We start from the raw sequence: 20,653 nt of genomic DNA on the forward strand, positions 1-20,653 counted from the left end.
ATTACCAATTGCCGCGACGATGATTGCTGACCCAGCGATACATGCCGAGGACGTTTAAGGTCTTCATTGTGCTGAATGCGGTCCATGACTGGACTTCAGGACTGAACTTTATGTTGCGATACAGTTCGTCCCAGGACTGTCCCTGACGCACAAGATCAAGCACCTGCTGATGCAGATCAACCATGTACGAGCGCTCTGCAACGATATCTGCCTTAGCAGCAGGTGTGTAATGGCCAACATCAATGAAATCGACATCCTGTTTGATCACCCAATCAAGCGTCTCGACCCAGCCCTCATAATAAAAGTCAAGAAAGTCGTTATATGGCATCGACTTGCTCTCGCACACGTCGGTGCACTGCAAAGCCCGATCCTTCGGAAACGACACCATTACCATGCTGTCGGAATGGCTGCCTGCGACACGATGAAGATTAACTTTCTCGCCTCCGAGAGTGATCGTCATATCTTCATCGAACACTTTGTCGGGGAGCGCTGTCGGTATCCCCTCTCCCACGATCGGCTCGACAGCCCTGGCATTCGCTACCACAATTGCGCCCGCCTGCTGGAAAATCTGTCCGCCGCTGATATGGTCGGCATGTGCGTGGGTGTACACGACATATTTTACCGGCACGTGGAATTTACTCTGAATCTCATTCTTTAGCCATTCTGACGTGCATGTCATCGCGGGGTCGATGACTAAAGCGCCTTCGGTGGTGATAAGTACCAAACCGCTGTGGACGGCCAGTCCGGGACCCGTCGTGTGACGATAGAGATTTCCCTTGATGTGTTCGAGAGCTCTCGGGTTGTCCGGGCAGGCGGCCGCGGTGAAGTCCTTTTTGACAATCCGATCCGAATACTTGGATGCGTCCATTGCGACACCGTCGTCGCTCGCAGCAAGTGCTGCCGAGCTGAAAAGAAATCCCGCCAGCAACGCGGTGGAGACTGTAGTTATCTTCATGGGGCCCTCAATCTAATTGTCTGGCCGTTGCACTTCACGACAACGATCGGCAAGGCGGCAGTGGTTTCGTCAGGTTCGCCGTCTAAATCCATCAAATTGACTGATCGATAAATTCCTATAATGTCTATCCTAATGAACAGTTTTATCGATAGAAGACGCAAGCTACCCACACTCGACCAAATGAGTGTTTTTCTCACCGTCGTGGACGAGAAAGGCTTCGCGGCTGCAGCCCGCCATCTTAATAGGCAACAATCGGTCATTAGCTATTCGATAGCAGCCATGGAAGCGCAGCTTGGTGGGGTCGAATTGTTTGATAGAAGCAAGCGGCGTCCTGTCCTTACGGAGGTTGGAAGAGCGGTTCTGGTCGATGCAAGGCGTATAGTACAGGAGATGGATGGTCTGGCCGCCAGGGTGGACGGGCTTCTTTCTGGAGTGGAGCCTGAACTGCGCTTAGTAGTTGACGCCTTGCTTCCGGCATCCTGGGTTGTTGCTGTATTAAAGGAGTTGCGGGAAGAATTTCCGAGCTTGCTTATTTCGCTTCGCATCGAATTGCTTGGGGGCGTACCATTAAGCGTTCTTAGTGGAGAGACCGATATCGGTATTAGTGGCCCCCTTTTTTACCGGATAGATGGCCTCGATCATACGTATATCGGCAAAACCAGGCTGCTGCCTGTCGCCTCACCTGATCACCCCTTGTCGTATAAAGAGGACGCGATACGCTCCTCCGAGGCGCAGCGCCATACGCAAGTCGTGCTATCGGATAATTCGAAATTGTCCGCGGGGCGGGATTTCTCAGTACTTGCAACCGAAACTATTCGAGTTTCTGACCTCAGAGCGAAGCACTACCTAATCCTTGCAGGGTTGGGATGGGGTAACTTGCCAGAACCGTTGATTAGCGAAGATATTGCCGCTGGCAATCTCAAAAGGCTGCGTCTTGCCGAATGGGAGGAACGCCCCTATCCGTTCCACTCAGTATATAAAGCGGGCCACCCTGTGCGCCCTGCCGCTGCTTGTTTCATCGCACGCTTGGGCGCACTTCTGAACCGATCTGAGCGATGAAGCTTGGACTATCGTTTTGCAGGCTTGCGACGGGACATCTGTATAGAGTCGACCAAGGCTCCAGTGAGCTAGCTCTTATCATCTGACAATTTTTTACCAGCGTTGATGTCGAAGTAATCGCGCCAAGCCACGATATGGTCGCCCTCCACCTCGAATATGCCCATCACCTTGATTGCGGCGATCTCACTGCCGTCGGCGCGTACAAAGCGGTCCAGTCGCTCGGTGAGCACGCGATTCCCGTCTGCGGCGATCGCGAGCATGTCAAAATGGACTGCCGCGACGCTCCTCGATCTGTTTGGCCGCTGAAGAAACGCGATGGCTTCGTCAATGCCGGTCGTTCTCGAAACACCTTCATTGACCCAAACCGTCTGGGACGTGAAATATCGCCGGATGGCGACCTTGCCATCCTCCTCAGGGATAGCAGCGGAGAAGGCTTTGACGATTTCGATGGGCTTTGGCATTCTGTTGTCCTTTACTTGAATGATATATCGGGCGACTGATACCTAGCAACGACCTAAACCATCCCAGCAGCCTGGTTATAAGCGCAGATAACATTTGAACACTCTCCACGTCTAAATTCATAAGAGTGACCTAAGCGGAGGGATCGGCCTATCGAAAAGTAGCTGTAGTCTTTTGCTCATTATCTAGAGTTGAATTGCGCGCTCGGTGCGGAGACAATAACCTCCGCCCCTTTTCATCGTCCGCGAGCGGGCTCCTCAAGGCGCGGCGAACGTTTCGATGGCTTTAACGTCGAAATAGTCCCGCCACGCGACGATCTTGTCGCCTTCGAGCTCGAAGATGCCCATGACCTTGAACCGTCCGATTTCGCTGCCATCGGCACGCTCGAACCGGTCGAGCCTTTCAGTGAGAACGCGGTTTTCGTCTGCGGCAATCGCGAGCATATCGATATGGACCGTCGCGATGCCCATCGACTTCTCCAGTTCGTTGATCATGGCGATGGCCTCATCGATGCCCGTTGTCACGGAAACACCTTCGTTGACCCAACTCGTGGTGGGAGTAAACCAGCGATGGACAGCTGGCCTTCCGCCGTCTTCAACAAACGCAGCGCAAAAGGCCGAAACAGTTTTGATTGGGGTGGGCATAGTAGCTCCTTTAATTGATCTCGAGGCCTTAATGGTCTCGTTGTTGAGCCTAAAAATAGTGGACGAACCGCGACGCCACGATGTCGGATTATCCGCCATCATTGCCTGATTTTCCGGAATGTTTGATAATTCTGGGCAATCAAGCTAACGTGCCTTGATGAGCGAACTCGACGAAATCCGCGAAATGGCGGTGCGGCATGCCGGACGGCCAAACCAACAGCTGCCAAGGCTGGTTGCTTACACCCTCGACCATACGACCGAAGTCGATCCCCTGGTCTACGACCCTGCAGCGTCTCTGGTAATCCAAGGGACCCAACGCATGTTCATCGGCGACCAGATGTTCGAGTATGGCCCCGGCCAGAGCATGATCATGGCGGCTGAGATCGCCGCGTTAGGCCAAGTCTGTGAGGCGTCGAAGGACAAGCCGTTCGTTGCGGTCGGCCTCTTTCTCGATCCTGTAGTGCTATCGGATCTTATACTCGAAATGGCCTCGATACCTGATTTGCCGATCGCGTCAGGATACGGGGTGAGTGCCGCGAGTGCGTCGCTTGTGGGGGCTTGGCGAAGATTGTTGGAGTTGCTCGACCGCCCGGCTGAAATACCGGTCATGGCGCAGTCCCTGGAGCATGAACTCATGTTCCGGCTGCTGATGGGGCCGCACGGCACCCTCCTCCGTCAGATCGCCGGAAGCAGTTCGCGCTTGGCGCACATCCGAAAAGCCATGGCCTGGATCCGGGATCATTATACCGAGCGTCTCGATTTCAAGGCGGTCGCAAACCTTGCGGGCATGAGTGTGTCCGTTTTTTACGACCGCTTTAGATCCGTCGCTGCCGTTAGCCCACTCCAGTATCAAAAGTACATCCGGCTCCACGAGGCCCGTCGCCGCATGATCGCGGACCACGTGAGCGCAGCCGAGGTGGGGTTCGCTGTCGGCTATGAAAGCGCCTCGCAGTTCAGCCGTGAATACAAGCGTCTCTTCGGAGCACCGCCGGGTCAAGATACCGAGAGAGCGAAGGCGGGCTTGGGGGGAACCAATCGACCGAAATCGCTTAGTGTGAGGCCAGACGTTGCCGAAAGCGGCGACCACTAACGTCAAACGCTAGGTTTATCTCGGCGGCAGCCCGATGTTGCAGGCATTGCGAGCCGTCGGCTTTGGTAAGGGTGAAAACCTGGAACGAAAGGCTTTGCCAACTCTATGTATATGTACAAGGACCGGGCACACAGGACAACACAGGAGATCTCTCATGATTGGACGTTCTGAAATCTTCGACTACGCCAAAAGGAAGTTCGACGCCAAACCCGATTATCCGTTCGAGAAGTTTCCGCGGTACGCGATCCTTCGCCATACCGACGACAACAGATGGTTTGGGCTGATCATGAATGTACCTCAGGAAAAGCTAGCTCTCAAAGGCGAAGGAGATGTCGATGTGATCGACATCAAATGCCATCCGGGAAAAATTGACGACCTCAAGACAAAGCCTGGCTTCAGGCCGGCCTATCATATGAACAAGGAGCACTGGCTTACCGTTGTCCTCGATGGATCAGTATCGAGGGAAGATGTCTTCGCGCTTCTCGACGAAAGCTACGACCTGACGAAATAAGTCGACCCTTGCGGCAAATACCCATCCGGGGTGGCATGACGGGTTCGTCGTGATCTCTCGTTTCCGCGTGTGGCTCTGCCAGAGCGGGTTGTCCGTCACTTTGTCCGGAGGGCAGCTCAGGGCCTCTCGATGCCTTGAAAAGTTTTAAAGACTTCGGCCGCATGGAGGGTCGCGTCATATGGCATGTTTCCGATCCCTTTGGTGGTGGGTTCGGTGCTAACGGCAGTCCAAAGGCGGTTTCTGTTTCCTTCTGCAAAATCCAGGAGGGTGTCACGGACGAAGGTGTCGCGGACAATCTGCTCTCCGCTGGCACCTGGGCGTTCCTGGCCGACAATGCCGTACATCTCGGTGCCATGCACCGCGTGCGCGCCCTCGACGGGGCCGACCGACAGCAGGTGCGCATTTCCGCCCGCTGCGGCGTGCGCCAGCGCAGCACGGACGTGTGGCAGAGTAAAGGAGAAATCGGTGAGCAATGCCCCGCGGACCTGAACGGGAGTGCGCCCGTCGATATCGTACGCGCCAATGACCGCACGGGCGAGACTGTGTGGAATTCGATTCCTCGTGGCGAATTCCTTGACGAGTTCGCTGATGCTGCCGGGATCGAAGTCCTTGGTCTTGTGAAGAACCCACCAGTCGGTTTCGTGGGTAGTGCTGCTTAACAGGATGTCAATGTCCCGATGCCGTCCGGATTCGAGGACCCGCAGGGGATGATGCGCAATGATACCACCCGGCTGGGCGTGGTCATCCACAATGGCAATGACATTGTTGTCGATGCCGTGGCGTGCACCGGGGTCTGCAGGTTGCGTCTTGCTCATTGTCTCGGCGAGCAACTTTGCGTCAATGTTCAGCAGCTTCTCGGGATCGTCCTGAATTCCGAGCGCGGTGAGCACGTCCAGTGCGCGTTCTTCCGCGCCCCACGCAGGCACCAAACGTGAAGCCATGCCGGAGAAAGCCGCGAGGTGGTGGTAGAGGCCATCGGCCGATGGCGCGGCAAGGAGGGCGAGGGTCGCGAAAGCACCTGCGCTGTGGCCGGTAACGGTGACGTTGTTCGGATCGCCTCCAAAACGGGCAATGTTCGCTTTTACCCACTGGAGTGCGGTGATGATGTCCTGGAGGCCGAGATTGGTGGCGTCCGCGAACACGCCCCCATAGTGTGAAAGTGAAAGCCAGCCGAACGGCCCGAGCCGGTAGTTGAGGGACACCCCGACGGCGCGGCCGGTCGCGGCCAGACCCGAGGCGTTTGACGTTGTCTGGGTGTTTGCACCAAGCTCGAACCCGCCGCCATAGATATAGACAATCACCGGAAGGGGCCGATTGCCGGCGTTTTCAGGTGCCCAGACGTTCAGGTTCAGGCAATCCTCCGAGAACCCATTGTCGGCCTCGAGCCAGCTGGTGTCCCCGGCTTGCAGCGGGGCCGGTCCCTTCTGGTCGTATGGTCGGCCCGGATCGAACGGCAGCAGGATCGGACGGCGAAAACGTTCGGCGGTGGCATAAGGGATGCCTAGCCAAGAGCGGATCGAGTGGGCAGCGGTATTAGCATCAGTCATGTATTCGGTCCTTCGGCCACGGGGAACGTCGAGAGCTGAGACAGCGGTGGCTTATAACCGGCAATCAGTCAACAAGGAGTGCCTTGTGCTGACGTAGGTGCTGGTGGAAACGCTCGGCATAGTCGCCTCCTACAGCGGCAATGACGCTCTCTCGTGCCGCCAGCGCCTTTTTCCACGCCGTGACGCGGGGAAGGCCCTCGAAGATTGGCTGGGATATTTCCGGATCAAGGATGTCGAAATACCGAAAGACAGGCGCGTAAACAGCATCGACCATGCCAAAGGCGTCACCGCTGAAAAAGGGTTCTGCAGCAACGACCTCCTCCAGTCGCTCCAGCTTTTCCCGAAAGGCGGCAAGCCTTGCGTCGGAAGTCGTGCGGTCCTTCGCGTTCAGGAATTGCCATGCTTCGGTAAGCGTTGCCGTGCCGTATTCGATCCAAGCCCGCTGCTGGGCGCGCGACAGCGCATCTTCCGCGTAGAGCTTGCGACCGCTCTGCGTCTCTTCAAGATATTCGCAGATCACCATGCTTTCGAATAGTGTCGCGTTCTCTGTGTTTTCCTGCTCCACCTTCAGCAAGGGTACTTTGCCCGTTGGAGAGAGCGCAAGGAACCAGTCCGGTTTGTCCGTGAGATCAACGTCGATCCTCTCGAACGACACGCCCTTTTCCAAGAGGACGATCGCCGCTCTTTGAACGAAAGGGCAAAGCGGATGGCTGATAAGCGTGAGGTGGCTGTCTGGCATGATAATCTCTCGTGAGGCGGCAAGGAAGGGCGATGGGGGAGCGTTTGCCTCACCCATACCGTTTGACAGAATTAGCGGCGACGGATCCACCGGCATGGTCGGATAGGCCCGAGCCGCTATTGTTGATCTTTGGGCATTTTTTTGGCGAGATTGACGTCGAAATAGTCGCGCCACGCAACAATAAAATCGCCTTCTATTTCGAAGATGCCCATCACCTTCAGTGCAGCGACCTCGCTCCCGTCAGAGCGCACGAAGCGGTCCAGTCTTTCGGTAAGAACGCGATTTCCGTCCGCAGCAATCGAAAGCATGTCGAAATAGACAGCTGCGACGTCCGGCGATCTGGGCCGTTTTATCGCCTCTTCTACGCCAGTAGTCATCGACAATCCTTCATTGATCCAGATCGTCGTGGGGGTAAACCATCGCCGGATCGCATCTTCCGCGTGATTTTCCGAGAATGCAGCGCAAAAAGCACTGACCGTTTCCATTGGGGTCGGCATGTTACGATCTCCTGTGTTGCGGCCTTGCGGATCCGCCGGGCGAAACTGCTGGGAAGCAGATACGCCTGCATCAGCGGATACAACGTCGAACACCTGCATGGCGGGCGGCTCGACGAGGAACGGCGCTGTCAGCGGGCGGCTCGTCGCCATTTGCGGCGATGCCCGGTGCGCGGCGAGCGCTGCCTCATCGTCGTAGATCTCGACGAGCGTGTAGTTGTTGGGCAACGTCTGCGAGCGGAACAGTTCGTACTGCCGGTTGCCGGGCTCGTTGGCGCGGACCGCCGCAGCCTGCACCGCGAATGCGCGTTCGAATGCATCGCCGCTGCCCGGTGCAATGGTAAGTCCGACTATCATTCCGATCATCGTATCGCTTCCACTTCCGGCTGCGCGAATGCCTGGTGCCCGTGATGGCTGGACCCGGCTAGGGTTCACGCCTGCGCCACGAAATCCTGCGTGGTCATGGCGTTGGCGTAGAACGGCGCGATTTCAGCCACGAAGTCCTCCTGCTGCTTCCGGGTGTAGCCGGCCGACGCGTCGTAGATGACGTTGGTGTGATAGCCGAGATCGTGGGCGTTGCGCATCGAGGATTCAACGCACTGGCGCAGGGAGAAGCCGGCAAGGTAGATGTCGAAGATGCGGTTGTTGCGTAGATAGCTGTCGAGAGTGGTGCCGACGAAGACGCTGCTCCCGCCGCCGCGTTCGCGGACGACGAATTCGCCCTCTGCAGGCTCGAAGCCAGGAAAGAACTCTGCCTGCTCGCCCAGGAACGACCCGTAATCGCGCATCATCTTGCGCAGCCCGTACTTGCCCTCGCCCAGGACCTTGAACTCAGGCTCGAACTTAAGCGCGGCGTGGATCACGTGCATCCCGCGACGGCGGGCTTCGGCGAGCGCGATCGTTGAATTTGTGATTGCGGTGTCGACCTGCTCGCGATCCTGAAACGATGGATATATTCCGCCGGTCGGCGAGAGCCAGTCGTTGACGTATTCGATCAAGATCAGCGCGCTCTTGGATGCTTCTGTCATGATTTTGGTCCTTAACATTAGGCGGGATCAGGCGGCGATCATCGCATCATGCTGACGCAGATCGTCGCCGAAGAGGTCGGGACAGGTAATCGTCACGGATTACAGCAACTGCCCGCCCGAAATATCGAAGGTCGTGCCGTTCGCCCAAGCCATGTCGTCGGACAGGATGGCGGCGACGGCGCTACCCACATCGTCCGGCAGGCCGACGCGGCCGAGTGCAATGCCCTGCGCCACATACGCGTTCACTCCCTCATTATCGCGCACGGCACCGCCGCCGAAATCAGTTGCGATGGCGCCCGGCGCGATGGCATTGACGCGGATCCTGCGTTCACCCAACTCCACAGCCAGATAACGGGAAAGTACCTCGACTGCGGCCTTCATGGCTGCATAGAGGCTGTATCCCGGCATGGTGAAGCGTACGAAGCCGGAGGAGACGTTCAGGATGCGCCCGCCGTCCGCGATCAGCGGCAGAAGCTTCTGGGTCAAGAAAATCGGTCCCTGGAGATGGGTGGAAACCAGGGAAGCAAACTGCTCCTCAGTCGCATCGACAAAGTTCGAGAACAGGCCGTTTCCAGCGTTGTTGACGAGATAGTCGAAACGATCCTGGTGAAAATCTTTATTGAGCGTCTCGGCGACGGCTCCGGCGAACGCCGCGAAGCTCGCTATATCGGTCACATCGAGTGCCAGCATCGACACCTTGCCACCTAGAGCTTCGATTTCCTGACGCACGGCGTTTGCCTCGGCTTCGCCGGTGCGGTAGGTGCCGATGATGTGGACCCCTCGCTTGGCCAAATGAAGCGCCATGTTACGGCCAAGGCCGCGGCTTGCGCCGGTGATGAGTGCGATTGGGTGGGTCATGGAGTGCCTTTCTCGGATCGTTGCGCCCTAAAGCGCTTTTGCTGGATCCAAGATAGGCCAATACCGGTATGTAAACCCGCCCGATCGGCTCAACTTCTTGCCTTATCGTCTCAATGCCTTTGCTTTCCCGGACGAAACATGACACAATGCCGGAATGACAGACGACCTCGCGCCGCATCTAGATATTGTTTTGCGTCATGCCTCGACAGGCTTGACGGACACACAGATCCCTCGCCTCGACATGTTCGTAGGAGAAGACTCCACCGGGAAGGCTCCTTGCCTTTATCGCTCAATGATCTGCTTCATTCTACAGGGGTCCAAGCGTGTCGCAATCGGCGACACCGTTCTAAGTTACGATAGCGCTCAGTATTTCGTAAGCGCTCTTGACCTGCCGCTGATTGGGGAAATCCTGGATGCCGGCAAGGGTCGGCCCTATGTCGCGGTCTCCCTGGTTCTGGAGCCGGCGCTGTTGGCTGAGTTGGCTGCGACAATGCCGTCAGTACGCGAAGGCGATCAAGACGGCATGGGGGTTGCGATCAATCCGATGACGCCTCCGCTTCGCGATACATTGCTGCGCTTGCTGTCGTTGCTCGATAGTCCCACCGACATTCCGGTCCTTGGCCCTATGATCGAGCGCGAGTTACTGTACCGGTTGCTGCAAGGTCCCCAAGGGCGATTGCTGCGCCAAATCGCACGCCCCGACGGCGCCTTAGACCGTGTCCGGCGCGCCATCGCGTGGATCCGGGATCATACCGACACGCACCTTCGGATCGACGCCCTTTGCGATGCCTGCGGGATGAGCCGTGCAAGCCTGCATCGCCATTTCCTTGCGATGACGGGTTTCAGCCCTCTCCAGTACCAGAAACAGCTTAAATTGCAGGAGGCGCGCCAACTGTTGCTGGCGGGCAGTCATAGCGCGTCTGATGCGGCGTTCGCGGTCGGATACGAGAGCGCCTCCCAATTCAGCCGCGAGTATCTCAGGCAATTTGGCGCGCCGCCGGCGCGGCATGTCCGGGAGATGCGTCAAGCAATAGAACACCCGACGGTGGCTTAGGCATTTTCTTTTACCGGCAAATGTGCCTGACACGGCTTTCTTACATCAACGTGGGTAACGACGTGGCGCAAACCACAGGTTGCGCCACTTCTGCTTTTGAATCGAAGCGTGGGGTCGTTTAGGCTGCGTTTCGAAATACTTGCGGGCTTCATCTACTTGAACCTCCAGCCGGAAACGCTGAAGTTGATCCTGCAGTTTTGCTCCTCGTTTGCGAGGACCTGGCTGGCAGCGGTGGTTTCTTCGACCATCGCCGACCGACCGCCTTTGAAGTGGCCGTCCGTTTAATCGTCTCCGGTCGCATTTACACCCCTACCCTTATCCAGGAGCTTGGCTCTGGCTCTGATGCGAGGCATCATCCGGCCTCGCTCCGCAAGGTTCAAATGTTATGCTCGTGAGGGCAGGTTCGGGTTCAACGGGTTCATCTATAGAGCACCATGGTGTGGAACGCGGCCAAACCACGCATGCGCATCGGAAAACCGCTTGGCAGGTCGGCCACGAACTCCCCGATATTCCAACCGGCAATAGACTTGCTAATTGCCCCTTATTCTCTTTTTGCTGTCGGATCCGATATCGTGCCTGCGCTCGAAGTATTGTCAACAACCGGATGTTGGTTCGGTGTCCATGTCCCGATCTGTCCGACGTCGAGATAATGATATCAGCCGGGATCGGCTCGCTTTCATCTTTAATTTTACGGATCAGGGCGGCCTGTGATATCCATTAGCCGCTTTCACCAATAGGAATAAATAGCATTTTCTTATGACGATTCGTATCACCCAAAAAGGACGGGCCGTACGCGACAGAATCATCTGTTCGGCCGCTGCTGTTGTGCAGGACAAAGGCCTTGCACATACGACATTGGAGGATGTGAAGGCCGCCGCCAAAATTAGCAGCAGCCAACTTTTCCACTATTTTCCAGAAGGCAGGGCGGCGTTGTTTATTGCCGTGCTCTCCTTCGAGATCGATCGATTTTTCGAAGAACAGGAACACTGGCTACAGACCCTCGAGGACTGGCCGGGCTGGGAGGCTTGGTGCGAGAATATGATTTCATGCTACACCGGCAGAGGAATTCTTTGCGGTTTCGGCCGAATTATTACGCAGGTAGATCCTGCCGACCCCGCAACGCAGAAATTGCTCATGGATATGCAAAGTCGATGGGAAGAAGCCATTGCTTCCGGCGTTAAGGCGCTGCAGAGTGCTAACTGCGTTTCCTCGGAACTCGATCCCAAACCATTTGCAGCATCTCTCCTTGCGGGCATACAGGGCGGACTTTTACTTCTCAGAACGACAGGCTCCAGCAGCCATCTGGAAGCAGTTTTTTCAGAGGCAACCCGACGCCTGAAAATGGTGACTGCGGATGGGGGGAACTGATTCCTCTCGGTGAACCAAGTCTCTTGGAATGTACATGTGGCGAGACCGGGAGGTTTACAGCAGAGTGGGCTAAGTCTGAAATGGCGGCGGTCGCCTAAGCGTCTACCTGTGCGCAACCAAGCCTTTGACATCGCTGATCTGTCATACGCTAGATGACAGATGCATTTGGATGATCGTGCTCAACCAATTCCTTGCTTGGAAAGGACAACCTCCCTGTGCAACTGGAGTTTTGGACGGCTTGCAACCTCGGTAAGCCAGCCATCCAAAACAATCGGATCCGGAAACTGCGGTAGTTCAGAACATGGAATTCGGATTTGCGGAGCCCTCCGGAACCGGCTGTACCACATCCCAATGTTCGGCTATCTTGCCGTCCTGGACCCTCAGGATATCCATCACCGCGCGTCCGCGATCTTCAGGATTGTTTCTGGCAAAAACATGAAGATAAACCAGATCGCCATCCACTGCAGTTCGAATGATGCGGTGCTCGGATTGGGGAAAGCTTTTGAACATCTCACGGAAGAAATTCATGAACGCCTCGCGGCCGTTCGGTGCCAGCGGATTGTGCTGGATGTAATCTTCCCGCATGTAATTTGGTGCCAGATCAACCCGGCGCTCGCTGAGTACTTTGGTGTAGAACTCGATGACGAGAGACCGGTTCTGTTCCTCCTGCACCAGATTGCGCGGTTGCTGGGATATGGACGGTGTAACGGTCTGGGCAAGCGCGTTTGGCAATGCAGCGAACAGCCCCCAGGCAAGAGCCGCTAGAATAAATCGGATTTTGGTGCTCAAGACGATCCTCCGGTGTGGTTTACAAGGCTCGCATGAACCGCTGCCAGAACACCAGTTCCTGGCAGCGGTTCATGCGGTAGCTGCAGTTGTCGTATTAATGCGATCCTGGGCTTGATGTGCTACGATGCTGTCGGGGCGCTATCGGCAATCAGTTTCTCGCTTCGGAGCGCCTGCCAGAACTCCTCGGGGATCGCAACTTTCATCGACTGAACGTTGGCGGCGACCTGTCTCGGAGCGCGAGCGCCGGGAATAATCGCCGAAACGATCGGATGTGCAGCGGCGAATTGCAACGCTGCCGTTCGGATATCTAGTCCAAACCTGTCGGCGACAGCCATCAGCTTCGCTCGCTTTTCCGCGACCCCTTTGGGCAGATCTGCACTGAAGTTGAAGCGGCTGCGACCACCCAGAAAACCGTCATTGAGAGGCGTGCCGACGACGACGGACGTGCCTTTTTTCTGAAGTGCCGGGAAAGTTTTCGTCAGCGCTTCATCGTGATCAATGATGGTGTATTGGCAGGCGAGAAGCACGATATCGGGAACAGGACCGTCCAGTTCGGTCGCACGGACGGCTGCATTGGGCGTGTTAATGCCGAAGCCCCAAGCCTTGATCAGACCTTCGTCTCGCATTTTGGACAATTCCGACATGGCTCCCGGCGCGGCCACCTTGTAGACGTCCTCCCAGGAACCGGGAAGCTCGGAATTGTCGGGAGAAAGATCGTGAATATAGACGATATCGATCCGCGGTAGTCCGAGACGTTGAAGGCTGTCCTCTACAGAGCGGCGCGCGCCTGCTGCTGTGTAATCGTAGGCATAGTTAAACGGTGCAGGTGAAGTCCAGATTGCCTTGTCGCCAACGGGTTTGCCGGCGGCCGTCAGGATGCGGCCCACTTTTGTGGAGATAACGTAATCATCCGGGTTCTTTGTGTGCAGGAAACGGCCGAGCCGGTACTCGCTAAGACCGAATCCGTAAAACGGGGATGTATCGAAATACCGTACGCCCGCGTCCCAGGCAGCCTGCAGGATGTCGTGCGCGTCGGCATCGCTGATAGGCGCAAAGATATTGCCTATCTGTGTGCCGCCCATGCCGAACCGACCGGGCGTCATGTACCGCATCCCGTGGTTACCGCCATTGGTGGGAAGCGAAGCCCCCGTGATGTTGCCCCGGGTCGGTAAAACCGAACCACGCTCGGTCAGTCGAACAGGCAGAGTTGGGGCGACAGCCTCCGTTTGTGCAAAAGACAGCGTGGGAATCGCAGTCGCAGCAAGAGTGCCGCCGATTGACAGTCCAAGAAAATTGCGTCGATCCAAATTCATCTCCATAAGTGGATTGCGTAATCCAGTCTTGCAAAGCCAGACTGGATCGTCAAATCCATTATGTGCCAGCTCGATCAACAAATGTTGAGAAGCAGTCACCGTTATCTTGCAGGAAGCTCATCGGCGATGAGCAGCATCCATCGCTGACGGCTCAAACGCCAACCTCAAACCTGCGTGCAGGAATGTCGAAATCAGCGTCAGATAATCTGCCAGGATGCCGTTGACCCTACGTGGCCAGCAAAGCCCCATGCTCGCGATGTGTACGGAAGCGCTCCGGATATGGCGTCGTCGTTTGGTAGGACGATGGTTTCTGCTGCACCGCTGATGGCGACTTCGACAGGCGCGCGCACGAGAGCGACAACGGTCGCGCCGCGCGAGGCAGCGGCACAGATCGCAGCCCGGCCCACGCTTCCGGCCGCGCCGGTGACGAGGATAAGGTATCCTGGCTTGGCATCGAAGCCCCTTTTGGATGGGATCGTACCCGGTCATGACGCCCATTGGCAGCGCGGCGGCCTCAGCCAGTTCCAGCCCCTCGGGCACAGGCACGGCTCCTTCTGCGCGGCCGGTGAGGATGACGCTCCAGCCTTTCGCGGCCGAAGCGGGCGGACAGACTGGCCGATGCCGGGGCCCGCGCCGACGATCATGATGGACTTGCTCATGGAGATTTCCTTGGGGGGCGCCGGCCAGTGTTATTTGCCGGTGATGACGTCGATCTCCGTGAGGTCTTCAGCGGACAACTTCCAGCCAACTGACTTGGCGTTAGCCGTAACCTGCTCGGGACGAGTGGCGCCAGCAATGATGCTGGAAACCAACGGGTTAGAACCAAGCCAGCTCATGGCGAGCTCCAACATGGTGTGGCCGCGAGACTCGGCGAAAGCGATCAGTTTTCCCACCGTATCAAGACGTTCATCGGTCATGCCCGCCTGGAAATAAGGCATGGACATGCGCGTGTCCTCCGGGATTGCCTGCCCCTTGCGATACTTGCCGGTCAGAAGTCCACTGGCCAGTGGGAAGTAAGGCAGCAGTGAAATTCCGGTGCGCTCAAGCGCCGGGAAGAGACTGGTTTCTACGCCGCGTTCCAGCAAGCTATACTCGTGCTGTGTCGACAGCAGGCTGTGAAGATTATGGTGACGCGTGGTCCACCATGCATCGATCAGTTGCCACGGCGCAAGATTGGAAGAGGCAACGTAACGCACCTTACCCTGACGGACGAGATCGTCGAGTGCCCGCAATGTTTCCTCGATAGGCGTCTGCGGATCGGGGAAATGGTACTGGTAGAGGTCGATATAGTCGGTCTTCAGACGGCGGAGACTGTCTTCAACTGCCTTCATGATGTAACCGCGCGAGCCATTGTAGCGCGTGCTCTTCTCAGGGTTCATTGGCAAAGCAAACTTGCTCGCCAGAACGATTTCCTCGCGGTTGCTGCCAAGAATTTCACCCAGAACTATCTCGGAGCCGCCATTCACACCGTAGGCATCCGCTGTATCGAAGAAATTCACTCCGGCATCCATCGCTGCATGAACTACCAGACGTGCCCCTTCCACATCGAGCGACTCTCTCATTCCGCCAAAATTATTGCAGCCGAGCCCGACCAGCGAAACCAGAAGGCCAGAATTGCCGAGTTTACGTTTTTCCATTTATCAAACTCCTTATCGTTATCCCACACGGATGAGCTCGGCCACAGTGTCGTCTTGCGCAAGTTACTACTGAACACACCGTGTCACTACCAATGGCGCTTTCAAGTCGCGAGCCCACGCTGCCCCTCAGGAACACTGTGTCCGGCAACACCGCCGATTGCTCTGCGTGAATTTCTACCGCACCGACGCTTTCATCGAACACGTCGGCCTATTTCCTGTTCATCGCCAACTGGTAGCTCTCGGGTATGAAGCGATAGGCGTCGCCGTCACGCTGCACATAGCCAATACCGGGAAAAGGAAGGTGATATGCCGTGAACGGCATGCCTGTCTCCGCCAATTGCTGAGCCACCCGGTGCCGCGTCGCGACTGCGGCCTCGTGGTCAACGTCAAACGGCACCCGCCAGTCTGACCGCTGGAAGGAGGCGATGGGCCTGTGGAAGACATCCCCTGTGATCAGCAGCCGATGGCCGTTGCCCCCGTCAAGTTCGAAAGCCAGCATTCCTGGCGTATGTCCATAGGTGGCCCGCGCCGTCAGTCCCGGCATGATCGCCTCGCCATCGTCGAGAAGGCGGGTGCGCTTGCGAAGCGGCCCGAACAATCGCGCGACGAGACCCGCGCCATCGCCTGTCGCCTCGGTCTCCCAATAGTTCATTTCTACCCGCCCGACTGCGTAGGAAGCATTTGGGAAAAGCGGGTTTCCATTTTCCGAGACCCCCAGGATGTGATCGATATGGAGATGGGTGAACAGCACGAGGTCCACATCATTTCGGCTGTAACCGGAGGCTTCCAGCCGCTCCAGCAACATGCCCGTACCCCTTTCACTGCCTGCCGCGCCGAATCCTGTATCAACCACGACGAGCTGGTCGCCGAGCTGCACCGCTACCGGCATGAGGGAGCTTGCGAACCGATCCTCCGGCAAGGCGTTTGCCCTCATCAACTCCTGCATGGCCCCGCGATCCTGATCCGGGCCGTAGATCGGATCGAACCCTTCTGCGATGGAAACGCCATCCAGCAAGCAGGTTATGCGCGCATCCCCGATCTGGAAACGACGCCAACCGGGAGCGAAATCCCGGTCATCCAATGTGGCAATGACACTTTGCGCCTCAGCGTGTCTCGCCGGCGCCATCGCCAACCCAGCGGTTCCGGCAACCGCCAGAAGCAGGGTGGATCGGCGACTTATTGCGGCTGCAGGCTGGTTAGATTTATTCGACATTTATTCTCCTCTCCCGAACATCGTCATTCCTAGCGAGATGCGAGGTCGGATGTGATGCGTGGCGGAACTGCGATCCTGTCCGGGGCGTTGTGTGGACTGGAAACACGGGGCAATGGTTTGTCATGTCTCCCGTCTCCCGATTGGTCCATCGGCTAGCGCACGATGCTGATCACATGCGGGCCGCGCGTCACCGGGACGGAATAGCTCGTCTTCACGAACTCGATCCGGTCGGGATCGCCAGGGTCGCCAGAGATGCGCCAGAAATCGATCGATCCGCCCGGCATCCTTCCGTCATAGTGGTCGTAGGTCGTTGCGGCGACGAAACGGCTGGAATTGTCGAACACCACGGATTCGGGAAGGATGCCGTCGAACGGATAGGTGCCGACCGTCGTCAGATGGCCGGTTTCCGGGTTTATCCGCAGCAAGCTGAGAGAGGAGAAAAAAGACTGCGAGGGATCGTCATGAGCCGGCGGGCTACGTTCAAGGTTGGCGGTCACTGCCCATCGGCCATCCGGGCTGACAGCAAGCCCTTCGGGAACGACGCCGACCTCGGCGCGCGACACCTGGATGTGCTGCGGCGTTCCATCTTCATCGCGCGACGCATCGAGGCGAATGCTGGTGATCGTGCCGGGAGGCGCCTCGCCGCCGAGCCCTGCATAGATGGAATTCGTCAGGATGTGGCGACCGTCTGGAGTGAACTTGGCGGTGAAGGGATACCAACTGATCGGAATGGAATTGCCCCAGCGGGCCAGTCGCGTCGCGTCGCCTTCGCCGACGACCTCCACAAACGACAACTCCGGTCGCGTCCAGTTGGTAAGGGCGATAATGTTGAGTTGCGGGTGGAAGCTGGCATCCATCAACAAGTCGCCGGGCGTCCAGCCCGGAATCGCGGAGGCGGACAAAAACGACAATCGGCCGTTCGCGAACCGATAGAGCGCCAATGGTGTTTCACGTCCATCTCCGCCAAGCGCATGGCTGATGGCGACGAGGTTTCCGCCTGCATTGATGGCAACCGTCGAAGGCTGTGCAAAACCGTCGAGGGTCTGAACCACCGTCGGGTGGTCCGGATCGCTCAGATCGACGACTGTGATCTTCCGCGAGTTTGGCATGTCGGACATGACGGCATCAGCCTTGCCGGCGGGACGTGGACCGCGCGTCTCGACCACGATCGCGTAGCGCCCGTCCTGCGTGAGTGTGAGCGCGGTGGGAGGACCAACGACGGCATTGCCGACCGGAACACTTGTTGCGCGCCACTCTGACGGCGGCCTGTCCAGCCGGATGACCGAAAGCGCATCCTGCCCCTGTTCGGGCCCGAGCCGGCCGTCACGATAGGCCGAGGCCACCATGTCCGCATCCGATATCGCAACGAGGAACTTGCCTTGAAAATTCATATGGCCGACAGGTTGAAGAGCCTGCGCATGAGCGCCGGTCAAGGCCGCCGCATATAGCGCCGCCGCAAAGGCAGCAGCCGAATATCGTGATCGTCTCATACCCATTACCTACTCCCGGTGTGGTTGCGTTTCTTATTTACTGCGTGCGGCTGCGATGCCGGCCGCCTGATTGAAGCGGTCGACGTTCTACACCTCGTTCATCCAGCGGGGATACTCACCCCACCCGAGGACATTGTGACCGCCGAAGACCATGCGACGGATCATCGGTGAGCCGAGACCGGACGTAAACCCGATCGAGGGCGCGCTCGCATCGTTTAGGCGTTCGAGATGCGCGCCGTCGAGACGGAGGTCGGTGGCGGCGATGTTGCTTTCGAGCTGCGAGACCTTGCTGGCGCCTACCAGCGTCGATGCCACCCTCTCGTGCACCAGTGTCCATGCCAGCGCAACCTCGGCAATCGGGCGCTCCAGCTCCGCTGCCACCTGTTCCAGCGTTCCGAGAATTGTCCAGTTACGTTCGGTAAACTTGGTGTCGCCGAGCGGATTGGGACCGCTGAGCCGACCCTTGCCTTTAATATTTTCTGGCCGGTATTTTCCGGATAGAAAACCGCCGGCCAGCGGGCTCCATGGCATCACGCCCATCCCGGCCTCGCGCGCTACCGGGAAATGCTCGCTCTCCACGTCGCGCGCAACTAGCGAATATTCGAGCTGCATCGCGATCGGGCCTGGCACCCGCCGTTCCGCCGCGATCGTGGCTGCCTTCATCGCCACCCAGGCCGGCATGTCCGACAGGCCGTAATAGCGGATCTTGCCTGCGCGAACGAGGTCGCCGAGCGTCTGGACGATTTCCTCGATCGGCGTGACCTGATCCCAGATATGCATCCAGTACAGGTCGATATAGTCGGTGCCGAGCCGTTTCAGCGAGGCGTCGAGCGCCCGGTGGATGTTCTTCGCGCCCGCGCCGCCCGCGTTCGGGTTGTCGCCTGCGACGTGCACGCCCGATGTCGGATTGGCCGACGCGTTGAAGGCGAACTTCGTCGAAAGCACGATTTCATCGCGTGAGCCGCTATCGGCTATGAATTTGCCGACCAGTTTCTCGCTTTCGCCATCGCTATAGATATCGGCTGTGTCGATGAAATTGCCGCCGGCTTCACGGTAATGCTCGAAGATGGCGCGCGAGCCAGCCTCGTCCGCACCCCACACATCGGTGCCAAAGGTCATTGTGCCGAGCGCCAGGGGGCTGACGATAAGGCCGGATCGGCCAAGGGCGCGGTAATTGGTGAGAGACATGCTTTTTCTTTCGCAACGATTGGGGGAATGATCCGAACTTGCAGGTGCGGACCGGGCTCGCGAGGCGCGGTCAGATCCAGATCGGCGCGAATTCTTCGGCATAGCGCTCACCGAAACCGCCTTCAGGCAGGATTTCCTTGATCTTCGCTAGGTCTTCCGCCGTCAGCACCAGATCGGCGGCACCGACGTTTTCCGCGACGCGCTCCGCTTTGCGAGAGCCCGGGATCGGCACGATGTCGTTGCCCTGAGCCAGCAACCAGGCGAGCGCCAATTGCGATACGGTCGCGCACTTCGATGCAGCAAGCTCTTTCAACTGGCGGACGGCTTCGACATTCTTTTCGAAATTGCCGGGCTGCCAGCGAGGATCGCCCCGGCGCATATCACTCTCTTCGAGTTCGGCGGCCGGCTTGACCGCACCTGTTAGAAAGCCACGGCCAAGCGGCGAGTACGGGACGAAGCCGATGCCGAGCTCTCGCAAGAGCGGAAACAGGACTTCCACGTCGCGCTCGAAGACCGAGTATTCGGTCTGAAGCATCGCCACTTCCTGCACGGCGTGAGCCTTGCGGATGGTTTGGGGACCAGCCTCGCTCAATCCGAAATGCTTGACCTTGCCCTCGGCGATCAGGTCCTTGACCGTGCCGGCCACATCTTCGATCGGCACGTTCGGATCAACGCGGTGCTGGTAGAGCACGTCGATATGGTCGACACCCAGATAGCCCAGGCTGTTCTCGGTAACTTCGCGAATGTGCGCGGGGCGGCTGTCAGTCCCCCATGAGGGGGTAAAGCCAAACTTGGTGGCCAACAAGACGTCGTCGCGGAAGCCTTTGACGGCGCGGCCGATGAACTTCTCGTTGTCGCCCCAGCCATAAAGCTCGGCCGTATCGAAGAACGTCACGCCGAGATCGTACGCACGACGGATTGTCGCTAGGCCGGCCTCTTCGTCGGCAGAGCCGTAAGCCAGATGAAAGCCCATGGCGCCATAGCCGATGGCAGAGACTTCCGGACCGTTTGTGCCCAACCTGCGCTTTTGCATTCTGTATCCTTTTCCTGATAGAAATCCGCCGACGTATTCTTTTCCACATTTCGGCGTATCTGCTGGCGGGAAATGACGAACATTCGTGATTAGTATCGCTTCGTCATTGAACGAGGCTTCGGTTGCCTGATCGTCATCCCTCCATCGAGTACGCGAACCCGCAGCCTGTAATCTTTGTGCACCA

The 20,653-nt window shown here is 57.7% G+C and carries 21 protein-coding genes; 5 read left to right on the top strand and 16 right to left on the bottom strand.

The window, feature by feature from the left end:
- Position 1 precedes the first annotated feature (1 nt).
- Positions 2-955: an MBL fold metallo-hydrolase gene (locus AB4Z23_RS18560; RefSeq protein WP_441360524.1), complete on the bottom strand. Its 954-nt coding sequence runs from the start codon at positions 953-955 to the stop codon at positions 2-4.
- 132 nt (positions 956-1,087) lie between these two features.
- On the opposite strand from AB4Z23_RS18560, the gene AB4Z23_RS18565 reads away from it, so the two are divergent.
- Positions 1,088-2,014: a LysR family transcriptional regulator gene (locus tag AB4Z23_RS18565; RefSeq protein ID WP_441360525.1), complete on the top strand. Its 927-nt coding sequence runs from the start codon at positions 1,088-1,090 to the stop codon at positions 2,012-2,014.
- 68 nt (positions 2,015-2,082) lie between these two features.
- Here AB4Z23_RS18565 and AB4Z23_RS18570 read toward each other — a convergent pair whose 3' ends face one another.
- Both AB4Z23_RS18570 and AB4Z23_RS18575 read right to left on the bottom strand, forming a co-directional pair.
- A complete protein-coding gene (locus AB4Z23_RS18570; RefSeq protein ID WP_441360526.1) occupies positions 2,083-2,475 on the bottom strand; it encodes a limonene-1,2-epoxide hydrolase family protein in 393 nt (130 codons plus the stop codon).
- A 255-nt stretch (positions 2,476-2,730) separates the two neighbouring features.
- Entirely contained in the window at positions 2,731-3,117 is a 387-nt protein-coding gene (locus tag AB4Z23_RS18575) for a limonene-1,2-epoxide hydrolase (protein WP_441360527.1), read from the bottom strand.
- Positions 3,118-3,274: 157 nt separating this feature from the next.
- On the opposite strand from AB4Z23_RS18575, the gene AB4Z23_RS18580 reads away from it, so the two are divergent.
- Together AB4Z23_RS18580 and AB4Z23_RS18585 are read left to right on the top strand one after the other, a co-directional pair.
- On the top strand, positions 3,275-4,207 hold the full coding sequence (locus AB4Z23_RS18580) for an AraC family transcriptional regulator (protein WP_441360528.1): 933 nt from the start codon (positions 3,275-3,277) through the stop codon (positions 4,205-4,207).
- Between the two features lie 154 nt (positions 4,208-4,361).
- Positions 4,362-4,718, top strand: a complete 357-nt coding sequence (locus tag AB4Z23_RS18585) for an MmcQ/YjbR family DNA-binding protein (protein WP_441360529.1) — start codon at positions 4,362-4,364, stop codon at positions 4,716-4,718.
- Between the two features lie 116 nt (positions 4,719-4,834).
- Here AB4Z23_RS18585 and AB4Z23_RS18590 read toward each other — a convergent pair whose 3' ends face one another.
- The 5 genes from AB4Z23_RS18590 to AB4Z23_RS18610 form a co-directional block, all read right to left on the bottom strand.
- Positions 4,835-6,265, bottom strand: a complete 1,431-nt coding sequence (locus tag AB4Z23_RS18590) for a carboxylesterase family protein (RefSeq protein WP_441360530.1) — start codon at positions 6,263-6,265, stop codon at positions 4,835-4,837.
- 64 nt (positions 6,266-6,329) lie between these two features.
- The gene (locus tag AB4Z23_RS18595) at positions 6,330-7,004 is read right to left on the bottom strand and encodes a glutathione S-transferase family protein (protein ID WP_441360531.1); all 675 of its coding nucleotides are present in this window, start codon (positions 7,002-7,004) and stop codon (positions 6,330-6,332) included.
- A gap of 116 nt (positions 7,005-7,120) precedes the next feature.
- Positions 7,121-7,864: an antibiotic biosynthesis monooxygenase gene (locus AB4Z23_RS18600; RefSeq protein ID WP_441360532.1), complete on the bottom strand. Its 744-nt coding sequence runs from the start codon at positions 7,862-7,864 to the stop codon at positions 7,121-7,123.
- 65 nt (positions 7,865-7,929) lie between these two features.
- Complete coding sequence (locus tag AB4Z23_RS18605) at positions 7,930-8,526, bottom strand: isochorismatase family cysteine hydrolase (RefSeq protein WP_441360533.1); 597 nt, start codon at positions 8,524-8,526, stop codon at positions 7,930-7,932.
- 99 nt (positions 8,527-8,625) lie between these two features.
- A complete protein-coding gene (locus AB4Z23_RS18610) occupies positions 8,626-9,384 on the bottom strand; it encodes an SDR family NAD(P)-dependent oxidoreductase (protein ID WP_441360534.1) in 759 nt (252 codons plus the stop codon).
- Positions 9,385-9,538: 154 nt separating this feature from the next.
- Between AB4Z23_RS18610 and AB4Z23_RS18615 the strand changes: the two genes are divergently transcribed.
- Positions 9,539-10,438: an AraC family transcriptional regulator N-terminal domain-containing protein gene (locus AB4Z23_RS18615; RefSeq protein ID WP_441360535.1), complete on the top strand. Its 900-nt coding sequence runs from the start codon at positions 9,539-9,541 to the stop codon at positions 10,436-10,438.
- A 756-nt stretch (positions 10,439-11,194) separates the two neighbouring features.
- Complete coding sequence (locus AB4Z23_RS18620; protein ID WP_441360536.1) at positions 11,195-11,806, top strand: TetR/AcrR family transcriptional regulator; 612 nt, start codon at positions 11,195-11,197, stop codon at positions 11,804-11,806.
- A gap of 294 nt (positions 11,807-12,100) precedes the next feature.
- Here the strand turns inward: AB4Z23_RS18620 and AB4Z23_RS18625 are convergent, their stop codons facing one another.
- The 8 genes from AB4Z23_RS18625 to AB4Z23_RS18660 all read right to left on the bottom strand — a co-directional run bounded on the left by AB4Z23_RS18625 (position 12,101) and on the right by AB4Z23_RS18660 (position 20,469).
- Positions 12,101-12,595: a nuclear transport factor 2 family protein gene (locus AB4Z23_RS18625; RefSeq protein ID WP_441360537.1), complete on the bottom strand. Its 495-nt coding sequence runs from the start codon at positions 12,593-12,595 to the stop codon at positions 12,101-12,103.
- 119 nt (positions 12,596-12,714) lie between these two features.
- Positions 12,715-13,986, bottom strand: a complete 1,272-nt coding sequence (locus AB4Z23_RS18630) for an aldo/keto reductase (protein ID WP_441360538.1) — start codon at positions 13,984-13,986, stop codon at positions 12,715-12,717.
- A gap of 407 nt (positions 13,987-14,393) precedes the next feature.
- Entirely contained in the window at positions 14,394-14,567 is a 174-nt protein-coding gene (locus tag AB4Z23_RS18635; protein ID WP_441360539.1) for a hypothetical protein, read from the bottom strand.
- Between the two features lie 30 nt (positions 14,568-14,597).
- Positions 14,598-15,545, bottom strand: coding sequence for an aldo/keto reductase (locus AB4Z23_RS18640; RefSeq protein WP_441360540.1), 948 nt, complete (start codon positions 15,543-15,545; stop codon positions 14,598-14,600).
- A 208-nt stretch (positions 15,546-15,753) separates the two neighbouring features.
- Positions 15,754-16,758 (bottom strand): MBL fold metallo-hydrolase, encoded by a 1,005-nt coding sequence (locus tag AB4Z23_RS18645; RefSeq protein WP_441360541.1) that lies wholly within the window; start codon positions 16,756-16,758, stop codon positions 15,754-15,756.
- Between the two features lie 152 nt (positions 16,759-16,910).
- Positions 16,911-18,254 carry a hypothetical protein gene (locus AB4Z23_RS18650; RefSeq protein WP_441360542.1) on the bottom strand — a complete coding sequence of 448 codons (1,344 nt, stop codon included), beginning with the start codon at positions 18,252-18,254 and terminating at the stop codon, positions 16,911-16,913.
- An 81-nt stretch (positions 18,255-18,335) separates the two neighbouring features.
- Complete coding sequence (locus tag AB4Z23_RS18655) at positions 18,336-19,436, bottom strand: aldo/keto reductase (protein WP_441360543.1); 1,101 nt, start codon at positions 19,434-19,436, stop codon at positions 18,336-18,338.
- A gap of 70 nt (positions 19,437-19,506) precedes the next feature.
- Positions 19,507-20,469, bottom strand: coding sequence for an aldo/keto reductase (locus AB4Z23_RS18660; RefSeq protein WP_441360544.1), 963 nt, complete (start codon positions 20,467-20,469; stop codon positions 19,507-19,509).
- Positions 20,470-20,653: the final 184 nt, after the last annotated feature.

This window comes from Agrobacterium sp. MCAB5 (assembly GCF_052114365.1).
Taxonomy (GTDB): domain Bacteria; phylum Pseudomonadota; class Alphaproteobacteria; order Rhizobiales; family Rhizobiaceae; genus Agrobacterium; species Agrobacterium tumefaciens.